The organism is Actinomyces sp. zg296 (assembly GCF_009829695.1).
GTDB classification, from domain to species: Bacteria; Actinomycetota; Actinomycetes; order Actinomycetales; family Actinomycetaceae; genus Actinomyces; species Actinomyces marmotae.
Genome location: NZ_VWPG01000009.1, coordinates 45,891 through 59,958 on the forward strand (window position 1 = coordinate 45,891; position 14,068 = coordinate 59,958).

Genomic DNA, 14,068 nt, shown 5'->3' on the forward strand with positions numbered 1-14,068 from the left:
CCCCGCGCCCCGTGTCAGCCCCCGGTGGCCGGGGCGCCGCCGGCACCCCGATCGCGCGCCAGGCGCTGGGAGACGGCCTGGGTGACGCCGTCGCGCATGGTGATGCCGTAGAGGGCGTCGGCGACCTCCATGGTGCGCTTCTGGTGGGTGATGATGATGAGTTGGCTGGACTCGCGGAGCTCGGTGAAGATCTCCAGCAGGCGCCCCAGGTTCGTGTCGTCGAGGGCCGCCTCCACCTCATCCATGACATAGAAGGGCGAGGGGCGCGCCTTGAAGATCGCGATGAGCAGGGCCACCGCCGCGAGCGAGCGCTCCCCGCCGGAGAGCAGGGAGAGGCGCTTGACCTTCTTGCCCGCCGGGCGCGCCTCGATCTCGATGCCCGTGGTGAGCATGTCGCCCGGGTCGGTGAGCACGAGGCGGCCCTCGCCGCCGGGGAAGAGGCGGTCGAACACAGAGGCGAACTCACGGGCCGTGTCCTGATACGCGGAGGTGAAGACCTCCTGCACGCGCGCGTCGATCTCCTCGACGATCCCCAGCAGATCCGCGCGCGAGCGCTTGAGGTCGGCGAGCTGCTCGGCGAGGAAGCGGTGACGCTGCGCCAGCGCGGCGTGCTCCTCGAAGGCCAGGGGGTTGACCTTGCCCAGGCGGGCGAGATCGCGCTTGGCGCGGGCCAGGCGCCTCTCCTGCTCGGCGCGCGCGTAGGGCCGCCCGGGGCGGGCCGTCGGGGTCCGCGGAGCGCGCCGCGCGCCGGGCCCCTCCCCCGGCTCGGCGGCCCCCGGCTCGGCGGCCCCCGGCTCACAGGCGCCGGGAGGCTCTGACGGGCCTGGCGCCGGCTCGGCGTCGTCCTGCCCAATCTCGGGGACGGGCATATGCGGTCCGAACTCCTCCACCAGGGGGTCGAGCTCGAGCCCGAGCTCGGTCAGCGCCCGCTCGGCCAGGGCCTCCAGGCGGGTGCGGTGCTCGGCGCGGGCGATCTCCTCCCGGTAGGCGGCGTCGGTGAGCGCGGCGATCTCCTTGGTGAGGCGGTCGATCTCATCGCGGACCTCCCGGGTGGCCTCCAGGGACTCGGTGCGCTCCGCCTCGACGGCGGCCCGCCGATCCGCCGCCTCGGCGGCCCACTCGCGGCCCGCCTCGGCGGCCCGCCGCGCCTCATCGCGCACCCGCTGGGCCACGAGGAGCTGCCGAGCCCGGCGCTCCTGGGCGCGCTCGGCGGCTGCCCGGGACTCGCGCTCGCGCCGGGCGGCCAGGCGCAGGGAGTCGGAGCGGCCCCGCCCGGAGCGCTCGCGCTCCTCGGCGGTGCGCAGGGCGAGGCGGGCATCGGTCTCGGCGGCGCGGGCGGCGGTGGCCGCCTCGGCCGCCTCATCGCGGCGCGCCCGGGCCGCCTCAATGGCCGCCTCGGCGTCCACCGGCGCCCCTGCCGCGGCGCCCTCCTCACCGTCGGGGGCGCCCGAGCCGCGGCCCTGCTCGATCTCGGCCAGGGCGGTGGAGGCGGCGGCCAGCTCGGCGGTGCGCTGAGCGGCCTCCTCCTCGGCTCGCTCCAGGACGCGCCTGGCGCGCCCGGCCTCCTCGGTAGCCGCGTGGGCGGCGGAGGCGAGGCGGGCCAGGGCCTCGGCCTCGCGGGCGGCCTCGGCGTCAGCGCGGCGCAGCTGCTCCAGGGCGGCGGTGAGGCCGTGCCTGCAGGCCTCCTCGGCCTGGCGGGCCCCCGCCAGGGCCGTCTCCGCCGCCTCTTGGGCCTCACGGGCGGCCTCGGCCCGACTGGCGGCCTCGTCATGGGCGGCGGCGAGCTCGAGGACGCTGGCCGAGCCGCGCCCGCCCCCGGCGGCCCATCCGGGGGCCAGGATGTCGCCGTCGCGGGTGACGACCCTTGCCCGCGGGTCGGCGGCGCGCGCCGCGACGCCGGTCTCCAGATCGGGCACGGCCCACGCCCCGGCGAGGAGACGGTCGAGCGCGGCCCGCAGGCCGGAGCGCTGCGCGGTGCCCGCCTGGATGGCGACCAGGTCACTGGCGGGGATGGCTCCCTCCACCGGCCCTACGGGCCGAGACCGGTCGAAATCACGATCGAGACCGGTCCCGCCCCCCTCCACCGGGGGCTCAGGCGCATCCGCGGCCCCGTCGATGCCAGTCCCCTCCTGGGCGATGATGAGCCGGATCGCTCCGGCCTCGGCCCCGCGGGCGTGGTCCAGGGCGCCGATGGCCGCGGCCTCGTCAGTGGCCAGGGCGGCTGCGGCCAGGTCCCCGAGAAGCGCGGCGATGGCGTTCTCCCAGCCCTTGTCGACGCTCAGGTGCTCGGGCAGCGCCCCGAGCAGTCCCTCCAGTCCGGCCTCGGCGAGCTCGGCGGTGGCGTCCTCCGCCCGCAGGGACAGCGCCAGGGCGTCGCGGCGGGCGGCCCAGGTGGCCTGCTCGGAGGCCGCCTGGGAGCGGGCCTCGGTCGCGGCGGCAAGCGCGTCGCGCGCGGAGGCGAGGGCCGCCGTCGCCGCCTCGTGACGGGCGGTGGCCTCCATCTGCTCGGCGCTGGCGCTCCCCGGCGCGCCTTCATCCGGGGCGGGGCCCTCGCCGGCCCCGGGAGTGGCCTCCTCCACAGCGGCCTGGGCGGCAGCCCGCCGCTCCTCCGCGGCGGCCAGGGCGCTGCGGGCCTGCTCTCGGGCGGCGGTGGCGGCCTCGTGGCGGGAGCGGGCGGAGGCCAGGCGGCCACCCGCGCGCGCCACCTTCTCCCGATGCTCGGCCTGTCGGCGCTGAAGGGCGGCAAGCGCGCTCTCGGCGGCGCTCTGCGCGGCCTCGGCCTCCGCCCGCTCCTGGGTGGCGGCGGCCAGGGCGCTGCGGGTCGACTCGATCCGCTCAGCGAGCTCAGCCTCCTCGGCGGCGGCGGCCTCAGCGCGCCGGTCCAACTCCTCAGGGTCCGTGCCAAAGGACGGCTTGGGCGCGTTGGCCAGTCCCCTGACCCGCTCGGCGGCGATGTCGGCGAGCGAGGAGAGCCGCTGGGCGGCGCCGGTGAGGCTCTCCCACACCTGGGTGGCGGCGGCGAGCCTGCGACCCGCGCCCGCCTCGACCTCGGCGAGCCCGGCCAGGCGATCACGGGCGGCCTTCTCAGCCTCCTCGGCGGCGGCGCGGCGCGCGGTGACGGCGGCGGTGTCCTCCTGGCCGGCCTCGAGGAGCTGCTGGGCGGCGACGACATCGTCGGCGAGCAGCCGAGCGGTGGCGTCACGGACCTCGATCTGGATGGTGCGGGCGCGGCGGGCGACGGCGGCCTGCTTGGCCAGGGGCCCGAGCTGGCGGTGGAGCTCGTTGGCCAGGTCGGCGACGCGCGCGAGGTCGGCCGCCATGGAGTCGAGCTTGCGCAGGGCGCGCTCCTTGCGGCGCCGGTGCTTGAGGACGCCGGCGGCCTCCTCGATGAAGCCGCGGCGATCCTCCGGGGTGGCGGACAGGACGGCGTCGAGTTGCCCCTGGCCGACGATGACGTGCATCTGGCGTCCCAGGCCGGTGTCGCTCAGGAGCTCCTGGACGTCGAGGAGGCGGCACTGGGCGCCGTTGATCTGGTACTCCGAGCCGCCTCCGCGGAAGAGGGTGCGGGTGATGGTGACCTCGGAGTAATCGATGGGCAGGGCGCCGTCGGCGTTATCGATGGTCAGCGAGACCTCTGCGCGCCCGAGCGCGGGCCGCGACCCGGCGCCGGCGAAGATGACGTCGGCCATGGTGCCGCCGCGCAGGTTCTTGGCGCCCTGCTCCCCCATGACCCAGGTCAGGGCGTCGACGACATTGGACTTGCCCGAGCCGTTGGGGCCGACGACGGCGGTGATGCCGGGCTCCAGGCGCAGCGTGGTTGACGAGGCGAAGGACTTGAAGCCCTTGATCGTCAACGTCTTGAGGTGCACGGCCCCACGATACCGCCCGCCGCCGACCGCCGTCCGACCAGGCCGGGGCCCCGCCCCGCCACCGGCGCCGCGCGCCGCCGCGCCGTCACGCCCCCATGCCGGCCCCGCGCAGGAGCTGAAGGGTCTTGGCGCGCCAGATCTGGGAGGCCACGGAGCCCCCATTGAGGTCGAAGACATGATCCGCGTAGGGCACGATGATCGTCTCGTGGCGGGCGCCGGCCGCCTCCAGGACGGCGTCGAGGTCCCTCGTCCCGCTCACGGGTACCACGTGGTCCCCCTCGCCGTGGACGATGAGCACCGGCGGGGCGGCGGCCCCCGCGGCCGCGGCCTTGCGGGCGGGGTCGATGGACGCGTAGCGCTCCGGGTACTGCGCGGGTCCGCCTCCCACGTACAGGCGGGCCCGGCTCGCCACAGGCCCGGACAGGATCGGGTCGGGGTTGTCGTGGAAGACCGCGGGGTCGGTGATCGGATAGGTCGTCGCCACCGCGCGGATCGTGGGCACGTTCCCCTGGCAGGCCGGCAGCGTCTCGCCATCGGCGTCCGTCGGGGCGTCGGGCCCGCTCGGGTCGAGGCCCCCCAGGGCCTGCCGGTAGGCCGTCTCCAGGGCGAGGTGCCCGCCGGAGGAGTCCCCGACGACGGCGAGCCTGCCCGGGTCCCCGCCGTGCTCCCCGGCATGGGCGCCCACCCAGGCCAGTGAGCACACGAGCCGGGATTGGGCGAGTTCCCATGTGGGCGTGTCCCTCAGGGAGAGCGGGTACTCCAGGGCGATCGCCACATAGCCCTGGTCGGCGAGCCAGTCCGCCTGGATGCGCGTCATGGGGTTATCGCGATCCCCCGTGCGCCACCCGCCGCCGTGCAGGAGGACGACGATCGGGGCCTTCTCCCCGCCGTCCCCCGGGGCCTTGCCCCGCGGGTACCAGATCCCGGCGCGAAGGGTCTGGCGGCTGGCGGCGTCGGTCAGGACGACGGGGGCGGCATCGGGGCCGCGCCCCCACTGCCCGATGCCGGTGAGGCCGAGGACCGATAGATCGACTCCCTGCGCGTGGGCGAAGCGGATCTGCGCGGCCCCCATCCACCCCGTGATAGCCAGCGCGAGGCAGACCAGCCCGGCCGTCGCCACGCGGATCCGCGCCCCCGGCTCGCGGCGCCGCCGGAGGGCCCGGTAGCCGGCCACGACGGCGAGCAGCGCCATCACGGCCGCGGCGTCGAGTCCCCAGGCGCCGAGCATGAGCGAGTAGGACAGCACGGGGATGGCGGTGATCGCGCCGAGGGAGAGGAGGCAGATGGCACAGGCGCCGATGAGGGCGAGAGCGTCGCGCCTCCGGCAGCGGCTCCGCCCCATGGCGCGACCGGCCCGCTCCCGACGGCGCGAGCGGACCCCGGGGCCCCGGCGGGGATGGGGGTCCTCGGGCATCGTCTCCTCAGCAATCGCCTTGATGGTCGGCACGGTGCCACAATACCGAGCCCCCGGCGCCCGGCCATCCGGTGGCGGCGGGCAACGCTCCCCTCCCCCAGGAGGAGCGGAGGCGCGGGCAAGTCGACCACCATGCGCATCACCATGGGCGTCCTCGAGGCTGATTCCGGCACCACCACCTGGGATGGAGTCGAGCTCGATGCCTCCTTCCGCCGCAGCATCGGCTACATGCCCGAGGAGCGCGGCCTCTACCCCAAGATGAGGGTGGGGGAGCAGCTCACCTATCTCGGCCGCCTCCACGGCCTGAGCAAGAGCGCCGCCCAGGCCTCCTCGGACGCCTGGACCGAGCGCCTGGGCGTCGCCGAGCGGCGCGACGACGACGTGCAGAAACTCTCACTGGGCAACCAGCAGCGCGTCCAGCTCGCCGCGGCGCTCGTCGGCGACCCCGCGCTGCTCATCCTCGATGAGCCCTTCTCCGGCCTGGACCCCGTGGCCGTCGAGGTCATGTCCGATGTCATCCGCGAGCGCGCCGCCGCTGGAGTCCCCACGCTCTTCTCCTCCCACCAGCTCGACGTCGTCGAGCGGCTCGTGGACCGGGTGATCATCATCCGCTCGGGCGGGCTCGTGGCCGACGGCACCGTCGAGGAGCTGCGGGCGACCGGAGGGCACCGCTGGCGCGCCGTCGTCGAGGCCGCCCGGTTGGACGAGGCCACCGCCCTTGCGGCCATGGCGGCCCTGCCGGAGCCCGCCGCGGCGCCCGGCAGGCTTCCCGGGACCCTGGAGCTGACCTGCGGCGGGCCGGATGAGCAGGCGCTGCTCGCCGTCGCCACCCGCCTCGGGGCGCTTCGCGAACTCGGCCAGGCGCGCCGAAGCCTGACCGAGGTGTTCCGCGAGGTCCTGGCCGCCCCCTCCCCCGCCGCCCAGTCCTCCGAGAAGAAGGAGGCGCGAGCATGAGCGCCTCGCCTACCGCCCCGCCGCGGTCAGTGGCAGCCCCCGCCGGGGCCGCCATGGGCTCTGCCCAGGAGATCCGGCTCGTCGCCGCGCGCGAGTTCAAGAGCCAGATGTCGAAGAAGCCGTGGCTCATCTCGGTCATCGTCATGCTCGTGGTCGTAGTGGGGGGCATCATCGGATTCAGCCTCTTCACCGGTGGCGACCATCAGGCCTACCGCGTGGCGGTGGCCGGGGCGAGCCCCGCCGCCCTGCCCGGCCTGAGCCAGGTCACCGACTCCGAGGGCGCCGTGATCGCGGTCAGCCAGTTCGAGGGCGATCCCACAGGAGAGGCTGCGACGGCCGCCCTGGCCGCGGATGATGACGAGGTCGCGCATCTGGACATGATCCTTGATCTCACGGGCGCCACCCCCGTCCTGCGCGTCCACGAGAAGGCGAGCGAGCAGGTCAAGGCGGGCATCACCGCGGTCCTCCAGCAGGCGGCCCTGTCGGACCGGATCACGCGGCTGGGCGGCGATCCCTCCGCGGTGGCGACGGCACTGGCCAGCGCGACCCCCGAGGTCGACGCCGTCTCCCCTCCGAAGTACGAGGACAAGGGCTTCGCCCAGCGCTACGCCTTCCTGCTGACCGCGGACATCCTCCTGCTGTCCGTCATCATGGGTGGTGGCCAGATGCTCGCCATGGGCGTCGTGGAGGAGAAGGCGAGCCGGATCGTGGAGATCCTCCTGGCCTGCGTTCGCCCCACATCCCTGCTGGCGGGCAAGATCCTGGGGATCGGCGCGGCGACCATCGTGAGCTTCTCCCTGATCGGCATCGTCGGCGCGGCCGCGGCGAGGACCGTGGGGCTGCTCGACGATGTGGACATCCCCATCAACAGCACGATGGCGCTGATCATGACGTGGATGGTCCTCGGCTTCGTGCTCATGGCCTCCTTGTACGGCGCCGCCGGGGCGCTGGTGAGCCGGCAGGAGGACGCCCCCAGCGTCACCACGCCCCTGCTCATGCTGGGGATGATCCCCTACATGGCCTCGATCTTCATGATGCAGGGGGACCCGGATTCCACGCTGTACCGCGCGCTGTCCTACTTCCCGCTGTTCTCCCCCTACATGATGCCGGCCAGGCAGATCCTGGGGGTCTCCTCCCCCGCTGAGCAGGCCATCACGATGGCGGCGACGCTCCTAGCCACCATCCTGCTGGTCAAGCTCGGCTCGGTGGTCTACGCCCGGGCGGTCACCCGCACCGGCAGCCGTGTCCCGCTCAGGGAGGTCCTGCGCCGCGCGGCCTGAAACTGGAGGCCCTGACGAGCATGGCGGGGCGGGGGATGGCCGCGCGGGTCGGCCGCGCGGATCAGTCTCCCGCTCCGTCACGCACCCATGGCGTCGAGGGCCGTCGGCCCACCGGCGAGGAGGGCGTTGAATCCCCTCTCGTCGAGGACGGGCAGGCCGAGGTCGCGGGCCTTGGCCTCCTTCGAGCCGGCGTTGGCGCCGACGACGACGTAGCTGGTCTTCTTCGACACGCTTCCGGCGGCCTTGCCGCCGCGCGCCACGATGGCCTCCTTGGCGCTGTCGCGGGTGAAGCCCTCCAGGGCGCCGGTGACGACGACGGTCAGCCCCTCCAGGGTGCGGGCGGGGGCCTCGCCGTCAGCGGCGTCGTCGGCGGTGCGCACCCCGGCGGCGGCCCAGCGCTGAAGGATCTCGGCGTGCCAGTCCACGCCGATCCACTCGATCCAGGAGGCGGCGATGGTGGGGCCCACGCCCTCGACCTCTCCCAGCTCCTCCGGGCTCGCGGCGCGAAGCGCGTCCAGGGATCCGAAGCGGGCGGCGAGCGCGCGGGCGGCGGTGGGACCGACGTGGCGGATGGACAGGGCCACGAGCACCCGCCACAGGGGCTGGTCCTTGGCGGCGGTGAGCTGGGAGAGCATGGCGGTGGCGTTCTTGGCCGGCGTCGTCGGCCTCTTGACCTCGCCGTCCTTGGTGAGGGTGGGCTTGGTCCAGAAGTAGCGGACGAGGCGCCAGTCGCCGGTGGGGCGCCCGCGCGTGGTGACCGGACGCCAGACCATGATGTCGCGCAGGTCCTCGGCGGTGAGGTCGAAGAGCTCCCCCTCCCCCACGATGGCGGGATCCTGCTCGATGATGCCGTGCTCGGCGAGGAGAGCCTCGACGGCGTCGGCGCGCTGGGAGGGGTGGAGGGCGTCGAGCTGAGCGGCGGGCAGGCGCAAGCGGCCCCGCTCGGTGTGCAGGCGCGCCCCGGCGGCGAGCGCCGCGATGGCCTCGGGGCGCCCGGCGTCGGGCTGGGTGAGGGCGGCTGCGGCCTCATCCCCCAGGCCCTCGACGTCGAGGGCGCCGCGTGAGCCGATGTGGGCGATGCGCTCGGTGACCTGGGCGGGGCAGGAGCGGGTGTTGGGGCAGCGCAGGTCCACGTCCCCCTCCTTGGCGGGCGCCAGGGGGGTGGAGCAGGACGGGCAGGCCGACGGCATGACGAAGGGCCGCTCGGTGCCGTCGCGCTGGGCGACCACGGGCCCCAGGATCTCGGGGATGACGTCGCCGGCTTTGCGCAGCACCACCATGTCGCCGATGAGGACGCCCTTGCGGGCCACCTCGGCGGCGTTGTGGAGGGTGGCGCGGGCGACGGTGGAGCCGGCGACGAGCGCGGGCTCCATGATCCCGAAGGGGGTGACGCGCCCGGTGCGGCCGACCTGCACATCGATGTCCAGCAGGCGGGTGTGGACCTCCTCGGGCGGGTACTTGTAGGCGGTGGCCCAGCGGGGCACGCGGGAGGTGTGCCCGAGCTCGTCCTGGAGGGAGCGGTCGTCGAGCTTGAAGACGATGCCGTCGATCTCGTGGAGCAGGTCGTGTCGGTGCTCGGCGTAGCGGTCGATGTAGGCCTGCCGCTCGGCGGCGCCGCGCACGACGGCGTTGTAGGGGGATGTGGGCAGCCCCCAGCGCTCCAGGAGCTCGTACCACTCGTGCTGGTTGGGGGGCAGGTCGAGTCCGGGGGCGGGGGTGATGGCGCCGATGCCATGAGCGATGAAGGCCAGGGGCCGGGCCGCGGTGATCCGGGGGTCCTTCTGCCGCAGGGATCCGGCGGCGGCGTTGCGGGGATTGGCGAAGACCGGCAGGGCGCTGGGCCGGCGGGTGGCGCGCCCGGCTGCGTAGTCGGCCTCGGCCCTCTCGTTGGCGGCGCGGCTGGCGGCGTTGAAGGCCTCGAACTCCTCGACGGGGAAGTAGACCTCGCCGCGGATCTCCACGAGGGACGGCAGGCCCGCGCCGTTGGGGGCGCCCGGCTCGACTCCGGTAAGGCGCTCCGGGATGGAGTCGATGGTGCGGGCGTTGGCGGTGATGTCCTCGCCGGTGATGCCGTCGCCGCGGGTGGCGGCGCGGGTCAGGCGCCCATCGGTGTAGGTCAGGGCGATGGCCAGGCCGTCGATCTTGACCTCGGCGGTCATGGCGAGGTCGGCATCGGCCCGCCCGGTGGCGGCGCTCATGCGCGCGGCCCATTCCCCGACCTCCTCGGGGCTGAAGACGTCCTGCAGGGAGTACATGCGCTCGTGGTGAGTGGCGGGAGGAAAGCCCCGGGTGGCGCTGCCGCCGACGGCGCGCGTGGGGGACAGGGCGTTGTCGAGGGCCGGATGGGTGTCCTGGAGGGATTCGAGTTGGCGGTAGAGCTCGTCGTAGTCGGCGTCGGAGATGGCCGAGACGATGATCCCCGTGCCGGCGCCCGCGCTCTCGGGGGCGTTCTCGACCACGTCGTAGTAGTCGGCGCGGGCGGCCTCGATGGCGCGCACGAGCCCGGCCCAGCGCAGACGGTCGGCCTCGGGGACGCCGGCGAGCCCCGGGGAGGCCAGGAGGGCGTCGAGCTGCTCGTCGAGGGACGACGGCGCTGATGGCACGGCGGGCGCAGCGGGCGCGGTTCGCTCAGTCATGCCCCCATCCTCCCCCATGCCCGTCACCGCCCGGGGACGGCGGTCGCCCGGGAGCAGTGGCGCCGTCGTCTCGCGGTCCGCCGTGAACCACCGGGGGCGCCATGCAGCCCCAGCGGGTGCTCATCCACAGTGGCCGAGCGCGGGACCGGCCCCGGGGCGCACTCTCGTGCCATGTTCGCGCGCCCGCCTTCCCCTACCCTCGACACCCCCGCCTCCGCGGCCCGCCAGGCCCTGGGCCGCGCCTGGCACATGGCGGTGCTCTGCGGCCCCGACGCCGGTCTGGTCCTCCCGCTCCCCGCCTCGGGGACGATCGGGCGCTGCGGGGCGCTGAGCGATCCGGAGATCTCCCGTGAGCACCTGCGGGTGCGATGCAGGACCGACCGCGTCATGATCGGGGACGCGGGCTCGGCCAACGGGACCCGGGCGAGACGGCGTCTGCGGGGCTGGCGTCGGCTCCGCCGCCCGCGCGCCTTCCGCGAGGGCCAGCGCCTGAGGGTGGGGGGTAGCGTGCTGGAACTGCGGCGCCGCCCCACCTCGCTCCTCGTCCCGGCTCCCGGCAGCAGTCAGCCCTCAGGGAGGAGGCGGATCGGCTCCATCATCGCCGGCCTGCTCTGCCTGCTCGTCATGGGGACGATCGTGGCCGGCGCTCTGCGCATGGGAGGGCGCGGTGGCGTAGGGATGCTCATGCTGGCGCCGATGCTCCTCATGGGCATCATGAGGATCGGCTCATTGATTTCCGGCGGGGGCGCCCGGGGACGCGGGGCCGGTCGCGCGGGATGGCGGGGCCGGTCGCGTCGGCGGCCCGACCCCTCCGAGGTGCTCCTCGCCGTGGCGGCGCGGGCGCTGTCCGGAGCGGCCGAGGCCTCCCCCCTCAGCGCCCCGGACGCGGGCGCCCCGGGCCAGGAGCCAGCGGCCTGGCTCGGGCGCCGTCGGCGCAGGACGGCCCTGGCCCTCCAGCCCGGGGACCGCCTGGCCCTCACCGGCACGGGCGCCTCGCGGGCCCAGCGATGGTGGGCGGCTCAAGTGTTAGCTCGGATCGGAGCGCCAGCCGGCTTCGCCTCCGCGCCACTGGCAGGCGGGCGGGCCGGGCAGGCCCCGGGCGCGTCTGCGCCCGCTGCGCCGGGCGAGCCGGGCGGGCCCGGCGAGCCCGGTGATTCCCGGGCCCCGGGGGCCGCGCGAGCCCTGGTCCCCCACTCCCCGGCGAGCTGGAGGGCCCCGGGCGCGGCCCCCTCGGCGGCGCTCGGCACGAGCCGCGGCGCCCTGGACCTCCAGATGTTCGGGGACGCCGAGTCCACCGGGATCGTGGCGACCTGGCGCGGTGATCGCGCCGAGCTGCTCATCGCGCCCCGGGGCACGGGGCTGCCCGCGAGAGCGCTGAGCGCGCGACGCGCTCCCAGAGGAGCCCCGGCCATCACCGATCGCTGGTGGGAGGCGGTGCTCCTCGCCTCGGGCCGCCAGTTCCCCCGGCGCTCCAGTCCCGCCGGGCCGCGCGGGCGAGGCGCTCCCACCGGGGCGGAGGATCCCCTGGCTCCCCCCGAGGGAGTCCTCCTGGGCGAGCTCACCGGCCCTGTCAGCGCGCGAGCCATCCGCGAGCGGTGGCGCTTGACAAGCCCCGGCGGGATGCGGCTGCCCGCGATCCTCGGCGTCGGGCCGCGCGGCGCCGTCGACGTGGACCTCGTGGCCGACGGGCCCCACGCCCTTCTGGCCGGGACGACGGGCTCGGGGAAGTCCGAACTGCTCACCGCATGGCTCTTGCAACTGGTCCTGGGGGCGCCGCCGGAGCGGCTGTGCCTAGTGCTCGTCGACTACAAGGGCGGGGCGGCCTTCGGCCCCCTGGAGGACCTGCCGCACACGGCGGGCGTGCTCACGGATCTCGACCCCGCCGCCACAGCCCGGGCGCTGTCCTCGCTGGAGGCCGAGCTCCGGCGCCGAGAGCGCCTCCTCGCCGCGCATGGGGCCCGGGACCTGGGCGAGCTCGAGCGCCGATGCGCCTCGGCTCCCGCGGACGGCGCGCTCGCCCCCGAGCAGGCCCCTCCCCGCCTGCTCATCGCCGTCGATGAGTTCGCGACCCTCGCGGACCAGCACTCCGAGGTCCTCGACGCCCTCGTGCGGGTGGCGGCTCAGGGCCGCAGCCTCGGCGTCCACCTCATCCTGTCTACGCAGCGCCCCGCCGGCGCGGTCTCACCGGCGATGCGCGCCAACACGACGATCCGGGCCTGCCTGCGGGTGCTGGACCCGGCGGACTCGCGGGACGTCATCGGCCATGACGGCGCCGCCCTGCTCCCCCGCCACCCGGGCAGGGTCATCGTCGAGGGCTGCGCCGCCTCCAGGAGCCAGGAGGTCCTCCAGGCACCCTGGTGCGGCCCGCGCGGGCGGCTTGAGGCGCTTGTGGAGCAGGTGCACCAGGCCCATCAGAGCCCGCGCTCCCCCGGTCGGGGGCCGGGGAAGGGCAGTGGCGCGGGCTCCAACGGCCCGTGGCGGCCCTGGGCCCCGCCGCTGCCCGAGCGCGCCCACAGGGGGCGGGCCGACGAACTGGTCGTGACCGCCGGCCGCCCCGGAGGCTCGCGGGCGGGCAGGCGCGAGGGCGTGGCCCTGGCGATGACGGATCTGCCCGAGGAGCAGTCGCTGGGACTGTGGCACTGGGACACCGGGGAATCACTGCTCGTGCTCGGTCAGGCGGGATCGGGCAGGACCACGGCGCTGGACTCAGCGGCGCTCGGGGCGCTGGCGGCGGGCCGCGTCGTCCACCGCTGCGGTGCGCCGAGTCCCCTGTCAGCGCTGGCCCAGGGCGCCGTGGGCATGGGCACCGTGGTGGGCCCGGATGATCCCCGGCGGCTGGCGCGCCTGTGGCGCCTGGCGGCGGAGGGCCGGCTGACGGGTGAGATCCTCGTCCTGGACGACGTCGACTCTCTCATCCCCGCCGTCGAGGAGGCGCTGGGTCCGGGCGAGGGCCAGCAGCTCGTGGAGGCGCTGGTGCGGATCGCGCCGGCCACGGGGACGGCTCTGCTCATCGGCGCCCCCTTCGGCCTGGCCAACACCCGGTGGGCGGGGGCCCTGCGGCACCGCGTCGTCCTGGGGGCCTCGACGCCGGCCCTCGCATCGCTGGCCGGGATGCCCCGGGGCGCGGTCACCGGCGCGGCGCCCGGCCGAGGGGCGCTGGTGGACGGCGCGGAGTCCACGCCCATCCAGATCCTCCTGCCCGCGCCCGGCGAGAGGGCCGCTCCCGGCCTCGCCGCCGCCCGCCCGCTGCGCTTGGCGCCGATCCCCCGCGAGGCGCGCCCATCTCTGCTGCCCGCCGGGGCCTGGGCGGTCGGGGGAGACGACGCCGCTCCTCTTCCGGTTCCCCGTGGCGCCGTCCTCGTGACCGGGCCCCCTGGATCGGGGCGCACCACGGCGCTGCGGGCGCTGGAGGGAGCGCTATCCGCCGAGGCGCCGGGGAGAGCATCCCCGCTGGTCATCGACGATGCCGACCTCCTCCCCCAGGCCTCTCACGCCCAGGCGGAGGCGGAGATCGCCGCCGCGCTGCGCGAGGGGCGGCCGGTGCTCGTCTCGGCGACGACCGAGCGCGTGGCGGGATCCTTCCGGGGCCCGCTGATGACGCTCAAGGAGAGGGGATCGCTGGTCATCCTGTGCCCGGGCGCGGGGCCGGCGGCGCAGGTGGCCGGGGCACCGCTGCGAGGGGTGATCGACCCCCGCGCCCCTCTGGCCCCGGGCCGGGGCGTGCTCGTGGATCACGGGCGTTTCACGCCCTTGCAGGTGGTTCGCGGCGAGGCCGCTCAGGGGGCGTCAGGCCATGCGTGAGAGCGCGGACCGACAGGGAATCGCAGCTGTGATAATTGCGACATCTTTTCATTGGCGGTCTCACACGCGTCAGGTCTTGCCGTCGGGGGTACGGCGTGTGAAAGTGTCCCCAGG

At 75.4% G+C, this 14,068-nt stretch carries 6 protein-coding genes; 3 read left to right on the top strand and 3 right to left on the bottom strand.

Going from position 1 to position 14,068, the window contains the following annotated elements; translation table 11 throughout:
* Nucleotides 1-14: 14 nt before the first annotated feature.
* Together GVV76_RS08160 and GVV76_RS08165 are read right to left on the bottom strand one after the other, a co-directional pair.
* Entirely contained in the window at nucleotides 15-3,869 is a 3,855-nt protein-coding gene (locus GVV76_RS08160; RefSeq protein ID WP_159626296.1) for a chromosome segregation SMC family protein, read from the bottom strand.
* A gap of 85 nt (nucleotides 3,870-3,954) precedes the next feature.
* Entirely contained in the window at nucleotides 3,955-5,316 is a 1,362-nt protein-coding gene (locus tag GVV76_RS08165; RefSeq protein WP_159626298.1) for an alpha/beta hydrolase, read from the bottom strand.
* Here GVV76_RS08165 and GVV76_RS08170 point away from each other — a divergent pair.
* Together GVV76_RS08170 and GVV76_RS08175 are read left to right on the top strand one after the other, a co-directional pair.
* A complete protein-coding gene (locus tag GVV76_RS08170; RefSeq protein ID WP_159626300.1) occupies nucleotides 5,266-6,237 on the top strand; it encodes an ABC transporter ATP-binding protein in 972 nt (323 codons plus the stop codon). The two genes, GVV76_RS08165 and GVV76_RS08170, sit on opposite strands and share 51 nt — an antisense overlap.
* Nucleotides 6,234-7,517 carry an ABC transporter permease gene (locus GVV76_RS08175; RefSeq protein ID WP_236263324.1) on the top strand — a complete coding sequence of 428 codons (1,284 nt, stop codon included), beginning with the start codon at nucleotides 6,234-6,236 and terminating at the stop codon, nucleotides 7,515-7,517. The genes GVV76_RS08170 and GVV76_RS08175 overlap by 4 nt, the downstream gene beginning before the upstream one ends.
* Nucleotides 7,518-7,594: 77 nt before the next feature.
* Here GVV76_RS08175 and ligA read toward each other — a convergent pair whose 3' ends face one another.
* Nucleotides 7,595-10,153: an NAD-dependent DNA ligase LigA gene (gene ligA / locus GVV76_RS08180; protein ID WP_159626302.1), complete on the bottom strand. Its 2,559-nt coding sequence runs from the start codon at nucleotides 10,151-10,153 to the stop codon at nucleotides 7,595-7,597.
* A 171-nt stretch (nucleotides 10,154-10,324) separates the two neighbouring features.
* Here ligA and GVV76_RS08185 point away from each other — a divergent pair, with 171 nt between their 5' ends.
* Entirely contained in the window at nucleotides 10,325-13,954 is a 3,630-nt protein-coding gene (locus GVV76_RS08185; RefSeq protein WP_159626304.1) for an FtsK/SpoIIIE domain-containing protein, read from the top strand.
* The last annotated feature ends 114 nt before the right edge of the window (nucleotides 13,955-14,068 follow it).

What these genes read in the sequence shown, in the direction of transcription:
- GVV76_RS08175 (WP_236263324.1), top strand. Translation starts at nt 6,234, where the DNA reads ATGAGCGCCTCGCCTACCGCCCCGCCGCGGTCAGTGGCAGCCCCCGCC.
- GVV76_RS08185 (WP_159626304.1), top strand. Translation starts at nt 10,325, where the DNA reads ATGTTCGCGCGCCCGCCTTCCCCTACCCTCGACACCCCCGCCTCCGCG.
- ligA (WP_159626302.1), bottom strand. Translation starts at nt 10,153, where the DNA reads ATGACTGAGCGAACCGCGCCCGCTGCGCCCGCCGTGCCATCAGCGCCG.
- GVV76_RS08170 (WP_159626300.1), top strand. Translation starts at nt 5,266, where the DNA reads ATGGGGGTCCTCGGGCATCGTCTCCTCAGCAATCGCCTTGATGGTCGG.